Raw genomic sequence first — 14,731 nt, 5'->3', positions numbered from 1 at the left:
GGGTTCGCCGGGCCCTTCGGCGGAACCGAGGCGGGTCGGTTCCGCGTCAGAGGGTGCAGGAGGTGTCCGGGTGAACGAGGTCACACGCCCGCCCGCGGGCGGCAGGCGGGTTTCGGTGGACCCGCGCTGGCTCGAGCTGTACGCGCGGCGCGTCGAGGAGGCGGCCGAGGAGCTGACCCGCGCGCGGTCGGAGCTGCGGGAAGCGCCGGTGCGGCCCCAGAGCTTCGGCGAGCTGGGGCGCACGCTGCGCAACGCCGAGGCGTACGGCCGGGCCGCCGGGCTGCTGCACCAGCAGCTCGACCGGGCGTGCGAGGTGCTGACGTCCGCGGCCAAGGGCCTGCACGAGGTGGCCGACCACTACGGCGCCCAGGACGAAGACGCGGTGGCGTTGATCAAGGCGGTCGACCGGCGGGCGGGGTTGGGCTGATGCGCGGCAAGGACGGCAGGCAGCTCGCCGCCGAGGTGGGGCCGGAGCTGGACTACCTGTCCGGGATCAGCAGGCGGCTCGGCGTGCGCGACCTCGTGGCCGACTACTTCGCGCCCGTCCTGGGCGACTGGAACGACCTGCACGAGGAGGCGCAGCGCTGGCGCAAGGCCGGGCTCGTCGCCGAGCACGTGACGCGTGACCTGACCAAGCCGCTGGGCAAGCTCGACTCGGCGTGGCAGGGCAAGGACGCGGACTCGTTCGTCGAGCACATGCGGACGGTCGGGCTGGCCGGGCACGACATGTCCGACGCGATGCACGCGATGGGCGAGGCGCTGGACCAGACCGCCGAGGGCATCCGCGGGATCGTGGAGGACATGGCCCGGGTGTTCGCCGAAGCGGCCGACGCGGTGTCCGGTGCGGCGGCGTTGCCGTTGGACGGCGACCGGCGCGTGGTGGAGGTGCTGGACGAGCTGCACGACCCGGCGAAGGAGCTGCACGAGTCGGTGCGGGACGTGCTGGAGGCGTTCCTGCGGCTGTGCGACGGGGTGTCCGGTTCGGACGGCTTCGCGGACGTGACGATGGAGCACCGCTACCCGGAGCGGAACTGGGCGTTCACCGCGCCCGTGCAGCCGTCCGCGCCGGAGCCGCCGTCCACCGCGCCGCCGGCCGAGGCGAAGCCCGCCGCGTCCGGTGGGGGTGGTGGTGGCGTGCCGGGCGGTGGCGGTGTGCCCGGTGGTGGTGGCGGTGGTGTGCCCGGCGGTGGTGTGCCCGGTGGCGGGATTCCCGGTGGTCAGCCCGCGGAGCGGTTGCAGCAGGGCGGGTCGACGGGTGTGTCCGGGCCGAGTCCCGCGGAGTCCGCGCCGCGCCCGGCGGCGGCTGCCGCGGCGGGTCCGTCCGGTCCGCCGGCGGGCGGTGCGGGGATGATGGGCGCGGGGATGATGGGCGGCATGGGCGCGGGCGCCCAGCAGGGCGGCGACAAGGACCACAAGGCGAAGGTCCAGCTGGCCGGCTCGACCGAGCAGGTGTTCGGCAAGCCCAAGAAGTCCGCCCCGCCGGTGCTGGGCGAGGACTGACCGGCGTTCTGAGCGTTGAATTCGGGGGTCCTGAACGTAGGACTCTCGCGTTCTGAACGTAGGACTCTCGCGTGGGGTCAGATCACCGAGCGCTTTGGTGGGGTCAGGGCGCGGCGGGCGCGGTTGCGGTTGACGGTGTGGACGATGAACATCGTCAGCAGGAGCAGGCCGACGCCCGCGCCCGTGCCGGACAGCGCCACGATCATCGGCGTGCTGCTCGGCGGGTTCAGCGGACCCAGGTTGGTGATCAGCTGCTCCGGCGTGGCGGGCTTCGCGCCCGGCCGCTCGGACGGCAGCTCGGCGGTCAGCGCGGCCACCGGGTTGATCATCCCGTAGCCCACCTTGTGGTCGCGTCCCGTCGGGTTGCCCGGGTGCTGGGCGGTCGCCTTGATCCGGTCCATCACCTGCCGCGCCTTGAGGTCCGGGAACCGCTCGCGCACCAGCGCGACCACGCCGGCCACGTACGGCGAGGCGAAGCTCGTGCCCTGGATCGCGGTGAGCCGCCCGCTCTCGTCGGAGTTGGCGTCGGTCAGGCCCTGGCCCTTCGGGTCGAGCGTGACGATGTTCTCGCCCGGCGCGGCCACGCTGATCCACGGGCCCCACACGGAGAACGACGACACCTCGCCCTCCACGTTCATCGACGCCACCGACAGCACGTTGTCGGCGTACCAGGGCGGCGACGCGACCACGTTGACCGTGTTCGGGTCCTGGTTGTCGTTCTGGCCCTGGCAGCCGCCCTTGGAGTCGATGTTGCCCGCGGCGGTCACGATGACGACGTCCTTGTCGTTCACCGCCCAGTCGATCGCGGCCTGCAACTCGCGTTCCTGGTCGCTGGGCGCGCTCGGCGCGGCGCACGCGGTCAGCGAGATGTTGATGACCCGCGCGCCCTGGTCCACGGCGGAGACGATCGCCTTCGCCAGCGTCGCCACCTTGCCCGCCGAGTCCCGGTTGTCCTTCTTGGCCGGGTCGTCGAACTTGAAGTGGTTGCTGGTCTGCCGGAACGCCAGCACGGTCGCCTCCGGCGCGGCGCCGACGAAGCCGGTCTGGTCGTCCCGGCTCGCCGCCGCGACGCCCGCCACCTCGGTGCCGTGGCCGTCGCAGTCGTCGTTGCCCTTCTTCTCGGTCTCGACGTAGTCGCCGGCCGGGATGACGCGGCCCGCCAGCCGCGGGTGGGTGTTGACTCCGGTGTCGATGATGGCGAGCTTGATGCCCTTGCCGGTGGCGAAGCGGTGCGCCTCCTCCAGCCGCAGCTGCATCTGGCCCCACGGCTTGTTCGGGATCGGGCGGTTGCCCGTGCCCGAGGTGATGCACCTGGTCTTGGGCTGGTAGTCGACGTCTTCCTTGGGCGGCTCGGGCGCGCGCAGGAAGGACCGGTCCACCGGCGGCGGCTGCGAGTTCGGGCGGGCGTTCGCGGTCGTCGTGGACGGTTGGGCGTACGCGCCGGGCGCGGTCACCAGGGTGGCCGCCACCGCGGTCAACGCGGCGAGCTTGCGGATGCGCATCACTGCCTCACGCGGGGATGAGCTGGCGCATGGCCACGTAGAGGTCCATCACCGCCAGCGCCAGCGGCAGCACCGCGGCGATCAGGATGGCCTCCAGCACGTCGACCGTGCGCCGCAGCACCGGGGAGAACTTCTGGTTGGGGAAGATCACGCCGAGCACCAGCGCGGCCGCGCCGACGACGACCAGCGCGCCGAACACGTACAGCAGCCGGTCGCCGGGCGAGGACTGCACCAGCCACCCCAGCAGCACGCCCGCGCCCGCCACCATGCCGCTGGCCAGCAGTGCCACGGCCTGCGCGCCGTTGGCGTAGGCCCGGCCGCGCAGCAGCAGCACCAGCGTCACCACGATCGCCAGCAGCGGGCCCCAGATGGAACCGTCACCCGCCGCGATCACGGCGAACAGCGCGGCCGTGCCGCCGCAGCCGATGATCATGCCGGTGAGGTACTCGTGCGCGTTCGCGGTGCGCCGCTCGATCACGGAGTACTCCGGGAACCCGGTGTCCTCCTTGAGGTCCTCGGCGCTGCCCGGCACGGTCGGCAGCGGCAGCTTGGCCAGCTGGATGGTCAACCGGGGCAGCACCGACAGCGCCGCCAGCGACACCGCCGCGGTGGCCGCCGCGATGCCCTGCACCGGGTGGTCGACGAAGATGCCGACCAGGAACGCCAGGGCGCTCAGCGCGCCCGCCGTGGCGGCGGCGATGAACACCGTGATGCCCCGGCCGATCAGCATGATCGCGGCCGAGGCGAAGATCAGCACCAGCACGCTGGCCAGCAGCAGGCTCGGCCGGCCGATCGGGCCCGGCACGATGTACAGGCCCGCGACGTAGGCCATGGGCAGCCCGCCCGCCGCGGCGATCAGCACGCCCGTGCCGGTCGCGCCGTAGGACCGGGCCACGACCGCGCCCGCCGCCATCGCCACGACGGCGACCACGCCCGCGCAGATGGCCGGCGCGAGGTTGCCGCCGCCCACGAGCGGACCGGCCATCAGCACCGCGATCGCGGCCGTGATGAGGGCGAGCGCGCCCGCGAGGTGGCCGTAGCGCCGCGCGGTGTCCTTGGTCCACGGGCGGAAGCTGTCCGGGTCGGACTCCGCGATCGCGTCGACCACGTCGTCGTACAGCGGGGGCGGCGGGTTCTCGTTGCGCTTGCGGAGCTGGAGGAGCTCGCCGTCGACCACGCCGAGGGAGGCCAGCGTGCGGCTGGGGTCCAGCGGGCCGTCGCCCAGCTTGGCCAACGCCCAGCCACCGTGTCGCACGCCACCGTCCGGAGTGGCCTCCTTGGCCATGTCCAGCAGCATCGGCAGCAGGTCGGCCACCGCGACGTCGGCGGGCAGCGCGACGTCGATACGCGTTCGCGGCGCAACCACCGTCACCCGGCTGAACACCGTCGTACCGGTCGCCACCAGCGCCCCCTAAGTCCTGATGAGTCTGTGCTGTGGTCCGCCCCCGACCCTATTGGTCCGGTCGGACGCGCTTCGGCCCGCCCCACGAGGAGCGGACCCAGTATGGGGCCATCGGCGGCCGTGGCACGGCCGTTCCGCGCAACACGTTGGCCGCGGATTTCACCGACCCCCCGTCGTGCGGTGACCCGATGCGCCATAGTGTCGTGGCGACTGTGGTGGGCCCGGGCTGGTTGGCGCGCGGTCGCCGGTGTTGGTTCTGGATCGACCTGAAGAGGTGCCTGTTAGGTGAGCACGCTGCAGTTCAAGCGCACGGCACGCCTCGCCGCCCCCCGCCCCCCGGGAGGTGAGGTCCACCTCGAACCGCCACCCGAGGTGCCCAGGGTCATCCCCGGCAACATCATGATGAAGGCGATGCCCGTCGTCATGATCGTGTCGTCCGTCGGCATGATGGTGCTGATGTTCAGCTACAGCGGGCGCAGCCCCGCTGCGATGATCATGCCCGGCATGATGCTGGTCTCGACCATCGGCATGATGGCCGGCGGCATGGGCAGCGGCAAGGGCCAGAAGAAGGCCGAGATGAACGAGGACCGCAAGGACTACCTGCGCTACCTCGGCCAGATGCGCGACCGCGCCCGCGAAGCCGCCAACGAGCAGCGCGCCGAGCGCGAGTGGGTGCACCCCGACCCGCAGATGCTGTGGTCCCTGGCCACCACCCGGCGCATGTGGGAGCGCCGGCAGAACGACCCCGACTTCTGCCACCTGCGCGCGGGCCGCGGCTCGCAGCGGCTGGCCACCCGGCTCGTGCCGCCGCAGACCGGTCCGGTCGAGGAGCTGGAGCCGATCGCGACGCTGGCGCTGCGCCGCTTCGTGCGCGCCCACTCGCTGGTGCCCGACCTGCCGATCTCCATCGCGCTGCGCGGCTTCGCCGCCGTCGGCCTGCTCGGCGACATCGACCGCAAGCGCGGCCTGGCCCGCGCCCTGCTGGCCCAGATGGTGACCTTCCACTCCCCGGACGACCTGCTCATCGCCGTCGTCACCACCGGTCGCACCAAGGCCGAGTGGGAGTGGATGAAGTGGCTGCCGCACGTGCAGCACCCGACGATCGTCGACGGCATCGGCCAGATGCGGATGATGGCGAGCTCGCTGGCCGAGGTCGAGCAGATGCTGGACGAGCAGCTGCGCGACCGGCAGCGGTTCACCCGCAACGCGCCGCCGCCCGCCGACCAGCCGCACGTGGTGATCCTGATCGACGACGGCGACGTCACCCGCGAAGAGCAGATCATCCTGGAAGAGGGCCTGGTCGGCGTCACCCTGCTCGACCTGTCCGAGTCGCTGGGCAACCTCACCGCCCGCCGCGGCCTGCGGCTGGTGATCGAGGACGACAAGCTCGGCGCGCGCAGCGCCAGCGGCGTCGAGTGGTTCGGCTCGCCGGACTGGCTCAGCGTGGTCGAGGCCGAGGCGCTGGCCCGGCGGCTGTCGCCGTACCGGATCGGCGGCGTGGACGCGGGCGGCAGCGACGAGGACCCGCTGTCGATGAGCAACAACCCACCGCTGCTGGAGTTCCTGGGCATCCCCGGCGACCCGATGACCTTCGACGTGCAGGCGGCCTGGCGGCCGCGGCCGGTGCGCGACCGCTACCGGGTGCCGTTCGGCATCGGCGAGTTCGGCCAGCAGGTCGAGCTGGACATCAAGGAAGCGGCCATGGAGGGCATGGGCCCGCACGGCCTGTGCATCGGCGCGACCGGTTCCGGCAAGTCCGAGTTCCTGCGCACGCTGGTGCTGGGCATGCTGGCCACGCACTCCTCGACCACGCTCAACATGATCCTGGTCGACTTCAAGGGTGGCGCGACGTTCCTCGGTTTGGACAAGGCGCCGCACGTCGCCGCGACGATCACCAACCTGGCGGGCGACCTCACCCTGGTCGACCGCATGAAGGACGCCATCGCGGGTGAGGTGTCGCGGCGGCAGGAAGTGCTGGCCAAGGGCAACTACAAGAACGTGTGGGACTACGAGAAGGCGCGTGAGAACGGCGCCGACCTCGACCCGCTGCCCGCGCTGTTCATCTGCATCGACGAGTTCTCCGAGATGCTGACGGCCAAGCCGGACTTCATCGACATCTTCCTGCAGATCGGCCGCGTCGGCCGGTCGCTGCAGATGCACATGCTGCTGGCCTCGCAGCGCCTCGAAGAGGGCAAGCTGCGCGGTCTGGACACGTTCCTGTCCTACCGGATCGGTCTGAAGACGTTCTCCGCGGCCGAGTCGCGCGCCGCGATCGGCGTGCCGGACGCCTACGAGCTGCCGCCGATCCCCGGCTCGGGGTACCTGGGCGTGCAGGGCTCGCCGCTGACCCGGTTCAAGGCGTTGTACGTGTCGGGCCCGTACCGGCCCGCCGGGTTGCAGGTCGCGGGCCCGTCCGCGCCCGTGACCAGCGACAAGCGGCCGCGCTACTTCGTGCCGGACTACATCGAGATCCCCAAGGAGCCGGTCCGGCCGGTCGAGCCGGTCGTGCAGGCGAAGAAGGAAGAGGACTCCAACGAGCCCTCCGAGCTCGAGGTCATCGTCGAGCGGCTGGTGGGCCAGGGCCCGCCGGCGCACGAGGTGTGGCTGCCGCCGCTGAACGAGCCGCCGTCGCTGGACACGCTGCTGCCGCCGTTGCAGGCGACCGAGGACCGCGGCCTGACCGCGCCCGGCTTCTTCTCCAACGGCAAGCTCCAAGTGCCGCTGGGCGTGGTCGACAAGCCGTTCGAGCAGCGGCGCGACCTGCTGTGGGCGGACTTCTCCGGCGCCGCGGGCCACGGCGCGATCGTCGGCGGTCCCCAGTCGGGCAAGTCGATGATGCTGCGCACCCTGATCACCTCCATGGCGTTGACGCACACGCCCGAGGAAGTGCAGTTCTACTGCCTCGACCTCGGTGGCGGCACGCTGGCGTCGCTGGAGAACCTGCCGCACGTCGGTGGCTTCGCCAGCCGCTTGGACGTGGACAAGGCGCGCCGGATGGTGGCCGAGCTGACGGGCCTGATCTCCGAGCGCGAGCAGCGGTTCCGCGCGCAGGGCATCGACTCGATGGTCGAGTTCCGCAACCGCAGGCGGCGCGGCGAGATCCGCGACGACGACTTCGGTGACGCGTTCCTGATCGTGGACGGCTGGATGAACTTCCGGCAGGAGTTCGAGGTGCTGGAGCCGATGGTCCAGGCGCTGGCCGCGCAGGGCCTGTCCTACGGCGTGCACGTGGTCCTGGCGGCGAACCGGTGGGCGGAGATCCGGCCCGCGATGAAGGACCTGCTCGGCACGCGGTTCGAGCTGCGCCTCGGTGACGTCAGCGAGTCCGAGGTGGACCGCAAGGTCGCGGTCAACGTGCCGCCGGGCAGGCCGGGTCGCGGTCTGTCGCCGCAGAAGCTGCACTTCCTGACCGCGCTGCCGCGCATCGACGCCTCGTCGGACGCCGAGAACGTGGCCGCGGGCGTGCAGGACATGATCGCCAAGGTCGGCGGCGCGTGGCGCGGCCGGCGTGCGCCGCAGGTCCGGCTGCTGCCCGACCTGCTGCCCTACCCGGAGTTCATGGCGCAGGTGCAGCAGCAGCGGCCGAACCGGGGCCACCTGGTGCCGATCGGCGTCAACGAGGACGAGCTCGCGCCGGTGTACCTGGACTTCGACGCCGACCCGCACTTCATGGCGCTGGCCGACGGCGAGTCCGGCAAGACCAACCTGCTCCGCACGATCGTGCGCGGCATCATGACCAGCTACACCTCGACCGAGGCGCTGATCATGCTGGTCGACTACCGGCGCACCATGCTCGGCTACATCGAGACCGACCACCTGCTGTCCTACGCGGTGTCCTCGGCGCAGCTCACGGACATGATCAAGGACGTGCGCGGCTCGATGGCCAACCGCCTGCCCGGCCCGGACGTCACGCAGGAGCAGTTGAAGAACCGCTCGTGGTGGAAGGGCCCGGAGCTGTTCGTGGTCGTGGACGACTACGACCTGGTGGCGCCGCAGGGCGCGCAGAACCCGTTGCAGCCGCTGGCGGAGTTCATCCCGCAGGCGAAGGACGTGGGCCTGCACATCGTGGCGGTGCGGCGCATGGGTGGCGCGTCGCGGGCCATGTACGACCCGATCCTGGGCAAGCTCAAGGAGATCTCCGCGCCGATCATGGTGGGTTCCGGCTCGAAGGAGGAGGGCGCGATCGTGGGCAACCTCAAGGCGTCACCGCAGCCTCCCGGCCGGGGCACGCTGGTCACCCGCAAGCTGGGTCAGCAGCGCATCCAGGTGGCGTGGATCGACCCGGACTGACCGGGTCCGCCCGACGACCGGAAGGCCCCGCCGCGGCGGGGCCTTCCGCGTGCCGAGGACCGCGCCCGACTCGACGTGGTGTCGGGTCGGGCGCGGGCCGTCGTCCCACCGCGGCCGTTCGACCTGCCCGAACGGCGGCACCCCCCGGTGTCGCCGACCGCCGTGCGGGCGGTGCGGTGGACGGGGAGGACTCTGCCGGACGGCGCTCACACTCGACTCACGTCGTCCCGGGGCTGTCGGTGCGCTGCCCTATGCTCGGCGCGCACGTTAGGGGGTGGCGCGTGGAGACCGAGTTCAAGGTGCTCGGGCCCCTCGAGGTCTGGCACGGCGGCAGGCAGGTGGCGCTGCCGACCGGCAAGGCGCGCGTGCTGCTGGCGAGCCTGCTGCTCCGCGCGGGTGACGTGGTGCCGACGGACCAGCTGGTGGACCGGCTGTGGGACGGCAGGCAGGCCGACCCGGCCCGCGCCAGGGCGACGCTGCACATGGTGGTGACCCGGCTGCGCCAGTCGCTGGGCGCGGTGAACGTGGTGCGCACCGCCACCGGCGGGTACGCGGCGGACGTGCCGCCCGAGGCGCTCGACCTGCACCGGTTCCGCGAGCTGGTGGGCCGTGACCGGGTCGCCGAGGCGCTGGAGCTGTGGCGCGGCGCGCCGCTGTCGGACGTGTCCTCCGACGTGCTGCACGGCGAGGACGTCGCGCCGCTGCTGGAGGAGCGCCTCGACGCGCTGGAACGGCGGCTGGACGCGGACCTGGCGGCGGGCCGGGCCGCGGAGGTGGTGCCCGAGCTGCGGTCGCTGACCCGCGAGCACCCGTTGCGGGAGCGGTTCTGGGGTCAGCTGATGGAGGCGCTGTCGCGGTCGGACCGGCAGGCCGAGGCGCTGGCCGCCTACCGGTCGGTGAGCGGGCTGCTGGCCGAGCAGCTCGGCGTGGACCCGGGACCGCGGTTGCAGGAGCTGCACCAGCGGATCCTCACCGCCGCGCCGGAGGTCGCGGTGCGCCCGTCGAGCACCCCTCAGCACGCGTTCGCGCCCAGGCAGTTGCCGGTGCACACCCGGTACTTCGTCGGCCGGGAGCGGGAGCTGGCCGCGTTGACGGCGCTGCTGGACCCGGTCGCCGGGGGCGGCGCGGGCGCGGTGGTGATCTCGGTGATCAACGGCACGGCGGGCGTCGGCAAGACGGCCCTGGCGCTGCGCTGGGCCAACGGCAACGCGCACCGCTTCGGGGACGGGCAGCTCTACGTGAACCTGCGCGGGTTCGACCCGACGGGCGTGCCGGTGAGCCCGGACGAGGCGTTGCGCGGCTTCCTCGGGGCGCTGGGCGTGGCGCCGGAGCGGATCCCGTCCGGGCTGGACGAGCAGGTGGGGCTGTACCGCAGCCTGCTGGCCGGCCGCCGGGTGCTGGTGGTGCTGGACAACGCCGCCGACAGCGAGCAGGTCCGGCCGCTGCTGCCCAGCGGTTCGGGCTGCCTGGCACTGGTGACCAGCCGCAACCAGCTCGACGGGCTGGTGGTGCGCGAGGGCGCGCGGCCGTTGCCGCTGGGCGTGCTGTCCGACGAGGAGGCGACCGCGCTGCTGGTGCGGCAGCTGGGCGAGCGGCGGGTCGAGGCCGAGCCCGACGCGGTGCGCGACCTGGTCTGCTGCTGCGCGGGGCTGCCGCTGGCGCTGTCGGTGGTCGCGGCACGGGCGGCGGCGCACCCGGACTTCGCGCTGCGGGAGTTGGCGGGCGAGCTGGCCGACGAGCGGACCCGGCTGGAGGCGCTGGACACGGGTGAGGCGACGACCAGCGTCAAGACGGTGTTCTCCTGGTCCTACGAGCGGTTGAGCCCGGCCGCGGCCCGGATGTTCCTGCTGCTGGGCGTGCACGCGGGCCCGGAGGTGTCGGTGCCCGCGGCGGCGAGCCTGGCGGCCGTGCCGGTGCGCGCGGCCCGGCAGGCGCTGGGCGAGCTGAGCCGGATGCACCTGATCGCCGAGCCGGTGCCCGGCCGCTTCACGCTGCACGACCTGGTGCACGCGTGCGCCCGCGACCTGGCCGACGCCGACCCCGACCGGGCCGGCACGAGGGCGGCGTTGCGGCGGGTGCTCGACCACTACCTGCGCACCGCGGACACGGCCGACCGGCTGCTGTACTCGCAGCGGGAGGAGGTGGCGCTCGTCGAGCCCGCGCCGGGCGTGGTGGTGACGCCGCTGTCGTCGCGGCCCGACGCGCTGGCGTGGTTCGGCCTGGAGCACGCGTCGCTGTTCGCCGCGGTCGGGCACGCCGCCGCGCACGGGTTCGACGCGCACGCCTGGCAGTTGGCGTGGACGACCACGGCGTTCGCCCGGCTGCGGTCGTTCTGGACCGAGCAGGCCAGGTGCCTGGAGGTCGCGCTGGCCGCGGCGCGGCGGCTGGGCGACCGGGTCGCGCTCGCCTCGACCCACCGCGGGTTGGGCCGGATCCTGGTCGTGCTGCGGCGGTTCGGCGAGTCCGAGGTCCACCTCACCGCCGCGCTGGACCTGGTGCGCGAGCTGGGCGACCGGCAGAGCCAGGCGCACATCCACCGCCACCTCGGCGGGCTGTACGAGGCGTGGGGGCGGCTGCCCGAGGCCCTGCACCACGCCGAGCAGGCGTTGGCGGTGTTCGAGCGGCTGGGCGACCGGGCGGGCACGGCGCGCGCGCTCAACGCGGTCGGCTGGGCCCGCGCGATGCTCGGCGAGGACCTGCACCGCGCGTTGGCCGACTGCCGCCGGGCGCTGGTGCTGGCCCGCGAGGTCAACGACGTGCTGGCGGAGGCGGCGACCTGGGACAGCCTCGGCTACGTGCACCACCGCCTGCACGAGCTGGACGAGGCCGTGCGCTGCTACCGGGAGGCGCTGCCGCGGTACCGGGAGAGCGGCGACCGCTACGAGGAGGCGGCGACGTTGCAACGGCTGGGCGACACCCACGCGCTGGCGGGCGAGCACGACGCGGCGCGCGGGGCGTGGCGGGCGGCGCTGGACATCCTGGACGAGCTGGGGCACGGCGACACCGGGGCGTTGCGGGCGAAAGCGGCCGGTCTGCCGTGACCGGTCCGGTGACCCGCTTCGCCGTCCTCGGGCCGCTGGAGGTGTGGCGCGGCGACGAGCCGGTGGTGGTGCCCGCCGGGCGCAGCCGCGCGCTGCTGGCCGCGCTGCTGCTCCGGGCGGGCCAGGTGGTGACGGTCGACGAGCTGGTGGAGCGGCTGTGGGACGGCGAGCAGCCCAACCCGCAGCGGACCCGGGCGACGTTGCACATGGTGGTGGCGCGGCTGCGGCAGGCCCTGGGCGACCCGACCGTCGTGCGCACGGCGACGCACGGCTACCTGGCCGAGGTCGCGCCCGGCGCGCTGGACCTGCACGAGTTCCGCGACCTGGCCGCGCGGGGCCGGTTCGCCGAGGCGCTGGCGCTGTGGCGCGGTGCGCCGCTGTCGGACGTGCGGTCGGACGCGCTGCACCGGTTGGAGGTCGCGCCGCTGCTGGAGGAGCGGCTGGCGGTGCTGGAGCAGCGGATCTCGGCCGACCTGGACGCGGGCCGGGCCGCCGAGCTGGTGCCGGAGCTGCGCTCGCTGACCCGCGAGCACCCGTTGCGGGAGCGGTTCTGGGCCGCGCTGGTGCTCGCCCTGCACCGGGCGGGCCGCACGGCCGAGGCGTTGGCGGCCTACCAGGAGGTGCGCACGCTGCTGGCCGAGGAGCTGGGCGTGGAACCGGGCGAGCGGCTGCGCGAGGCGCACCTGCTGGCCCTGGGCGCGGGACCGGAGCCGCCCGGCGGGGTGCGCGCGCCCCGCCAGTTGCCCGCCGACGTGCGCAGCTTCACCGGGCGGCGGGACGAGGTGGCCGCGCTGGACCGGTTGGCGGCGCAGGCGCGGGCGGCCACCGCGGTCGCGATCACCGGCATGGGCGGGTTGGGCAAGACCGCGCTGGCGGTGCACTGGGCGCACCGGGTGGCGGCGGACTTCCCGGACGGGCAGCTGCTGGTCAACCTGCGCGGCTACGACCCGGAGTTCCCGCCGCTGACGCCGGAGCAGGCGCTGACGCAGTTGCTGGGCGCGCTGGGCGTGCCCGCGGAGCGGATCCCGGCGGCGCTGGACGAGCAGGTCGCGCTGTACCGGTCGACGCTGGCCGACCGGCGGGTGCTGGTCGTGCTGGACGACGTCGCCGACGTGGCGCAGGTGCGCCCGCTGCTGCCGCCCGGCGCGGCCAACTTCGCCGTGCTGACCGGCCGCAACGACCTGCGCGGCCTGGTCGCGCTGGACGACGCGGTGCTGGTCCGGCTGGCCGGGCTCGCGCCCGCCGAGGCGACGGACCTGCTGCGCCGCGTCCTGGGCGCGGACCGGGTGGACGCCGAGCCCGACGCGGTGGCCGAGCTGGTGGAGGTGTGCGCGGGGCTGCCGCTGGCGCTGCGGGTGGCCGCCGCGACGCTGGCGGGCGAGCCGGGCGGCGTGGCGGACTACGTGGCCGCGTTGCGGGCCGGCGACCCGCTCGCCGAGCTGGCGATCCCCGGCGACCCCGCCTCCGCGGTCGGCAGCACGTTCCGCCTGTCGTACCGGGCGTTGACGCCGGCCGCGCAGCGGGTGTTCCGGCTGTTCGGCGTGGCGCCGTGCCGCGACTTCACGGTCGAGAGCACGGCCGCGCTGGCCGGGATCGGCCCGGACGAGGCCCGTGCGGCGCTGGGCGAGCTGCGGCGCGCGCACCTGCTGGAGCAGCCCCGGACCGGCCGGTTCGTGCTGCACGACCTGCTGCGGCTGCACGCGGAGTCCTCCGTGCGGGCCGAGGAACCCGAGGGGGAGAGGGAGCGCGCGGTCGTCCGGTTGTTGGACTTCTACCTGCACAACGTCGACCGCGCGGACCGGGCGATCCGGTCGACCCGCACCGAGCTGCCGCTGACCCCGGTGGCGGACACCGTGCCCCTGCTGCCGTTCGCCGACGGGGCCGCGGCGGTGGCCTGGATCGACGCCGAGATGCCGAACCTGCGGCTGGTGATCCCGCACGCGGGCGAGCACGGCCACGACGAGCACGCGTGGCAGATCCCGACCGCGCTGTGGGGCTACCTCTACCGCCACTACGTCTGGACCGAGTGGCGGCAGTTCACCGAGATCGCGCTGGCGTCCGCGCGCCGGCTGGGCAACCGGTTCGCCGAGGCGGTGGCCCTGCACACGCTCGGCGGCATCACCCGCAACATGCGCCCGGAGGAGGCGCTGGACCACCTGCACCGGGCGTTGGCCATCCGGGAGGAGATCGGTCACGTGCACGGCATGGCGGCCAGCTCCCTGGAGCTGGCGGGCGCCTACGAGTCGTTCGGCCGGTACGAGGAGGCCGTCGAGTACGGCGAGCGGGCGGTCGAGCTGTGGGCCGGGTCGGGCGACCTGCCCGCGTTGGCGATCGCGTTGAACAACCACGCCGGGACGTTGAGCGCGGCCGGCCGCCACGAGCAGGCGCTGGAGGTGTGGCTGCGGGCCGTGGAGCTGTACCGGCGGATGCCCGGCCGGTCGGCGCTCGGCGTGGTGGAGGAGACGTTGGCGCAGGTGCTGATCGGCCTCGGTCGGTCCACCGACGCCGCCGCGACCTACGAGCGGATCTTCGCGCGCGGTGTGGACGACATGAACAGCCTGTCCGCCATGCGGACCCACCTGAACTACGCCGAGCTGCTGCTGCGCCTGGGCGAACCGGACACCGCCCGGGTGCACCTGACCCACGCGTTGGAGCTGTGCGTGGAGGCGGGTTTCCCGCAGGAGGCCGAGATCCGCGCCCGGCTCGCGGACCTGGGCTGAGCGCGTCGCCCGGACCGCCACCGCGGGGCCCCGACGGGGAGGGGTCGGTGGCCCCGCGGTCCGGTCGTCACCGCGGCGAGGGCAGGTGGGCGTGTCGCCCCCCGACGACCCGCCCACCACCGGGACCGGCTCCCCCCTCGGTCGGACCTCCGGTCCCGCGCCCACTGGGGGTCGCGGCGGTGCACGGGACCACTGTGCGCGAAGGGCCTCACAGTCGGCTCACGGCCTGCTCACCACGCGCGCGAATCTCCGGCGACGGCGGACGGCGAGTCCGGT

7 protein-coding genes are annotated in these 14,731 nt (G+C 73.8%); 5 read left to right on the top strand and 2 right to left on the bottom strand.

Translation table 11 applies throughout. The features are described from left to right. Positions 1 to 70: 70 nt before the first annotated feature. Positions 71 to 427 (top strand): hypothetical protein, encoded by a 357-nt coding sequence (locus tag LZG04_RS35370; protein ID WP_233825441.1) that lies wholly within the window; start codon positions 71 to 73, stop codon positions 425 to 427. Beyond that, positions 427 to 1,500, top strand: coding sequence for a WXG100 family type VII secretion target (locus LZG04_RS35365; protein WP_233825439.1), 1,074 nt, complete (start codon positions 427 to 429; stop codon positions 1,498 to 1,500). The genes LZG04_RS35370 and LZG04_RS35365 overlap by 1 nt, the downstream gene beginning before the upstream one ends. 77 nt (positions 1,501 to 1,577) lie before the next feature. Here the strand turns inward: LZG04_RS35365 and mycP are convergent, their stop codons facing one another. Together mycP and eccD are read right to left on the bottom strand one after the other, a co-directional pair. Then, a complete protein-coding gene (mycP, locus tag LZG04_RS35360) occupies positions 1,578 to 3,002 on the bottom strand; it encodes a type VII secretion-associated serine protease mycosin (protein WP_233825437.1) in 1,425 nt (474 codons plus the stop codon). Between the two features lie 7 nt (positions 3,003 to 3,009). Continuing rightward, positions 3,010 to 4,404 carry a type VII secretion integral membrane protein EccD gene (eccD, locus tag LZG04_RS35355; protein WP_233825435.1) on the bottom strand — a complete coding sequence of 465 codons (1,395 nt, stop codon included), beginning with the start codon at positions 4,402 to 4,404 and terminating at the stop codon, positions 3,010 to 3,012. A 285-nt stretch (positions 4,405 to 4,689) separates the two neighbouring features. On the opposite strand from eccD, the gene eccCa reads away from it, so the two are divergent. The 3 genes from eccCa (at position 4,690) to LZG04_RS35340 (ending at position 14,455) form a co-directional block, all read left to right on the top strand. Beyond that, positions 4,690 to 8,694, top strand: coding sequence for a type VII secretion protein EccCa (gene eccCa, locus LZG04_RS35350; RefSeq protein WP_233825432.1), 4,005 nt, complete (start codon positions 4,690 to 4,692; stop codon positions 8,692 to 8,694). A gap of 281 nt (positions 8,695 to 8,975) precedes the next feature. Beyond that, positions 8,976 to 11,735, top strand: coding sequence for an AfsR/SARP family transcriptional regulator (locus tag LZG04_RS35345; RefSeq protein WP_233825430.1), 2,760 nt, complete (start codon positions 8,976 to 8,978; stop codon positions 11,733 to 11,735). Then, positions 11,732 to 14,455, top strand: coding sequence for a BTAD domain-containing putative transcriptional regulator (locus tag LZG04_RS35340; RefSeq protein ID WP_233825428.1), 2,724 nt, complete (start codon positions 11,732 to 11,734; stop codon positions 14,453 to 14,455). The genes LZG04_RS35345 and LZG04_RS35340 overlap by 4 nt, the downstream gene beginning before the upstream one ends. Positions 14,456 to 14,731: the final 276 nt, after the last annotated feature.

The sequence above is a fragment of the Saccharothrix sp. S26 genome, assembly GCF_021390395.1.
Classification (GTDB): domain Bacteria; phylum Actinomycetota; class Actinomycetes; order Mycobacteriales; family Pseudonocardiaceae; genus Actinosynnema.
This window is presented reverse-complemented; position numbering and strand designations above follow the sequence as displayed.

What these genes read in the sequence shown, in the direction of transcription:
- LZG04_RS35365 (WP_233825439.1), top strand. Translation starts at nt 427, where the DNA reads ATGCGCGGCAAGGACGGCAGGCAGCTCGCCGCCGAGGTGGGGCCGGAG.
- mycP (WP_233825437.1), bottom strand. Translation starts at nt 3,002, where the DNA reads ATGCGCATCCGCAAGCTCGCCGCGTTGACCGCGGTGGCGGCCACCCTG.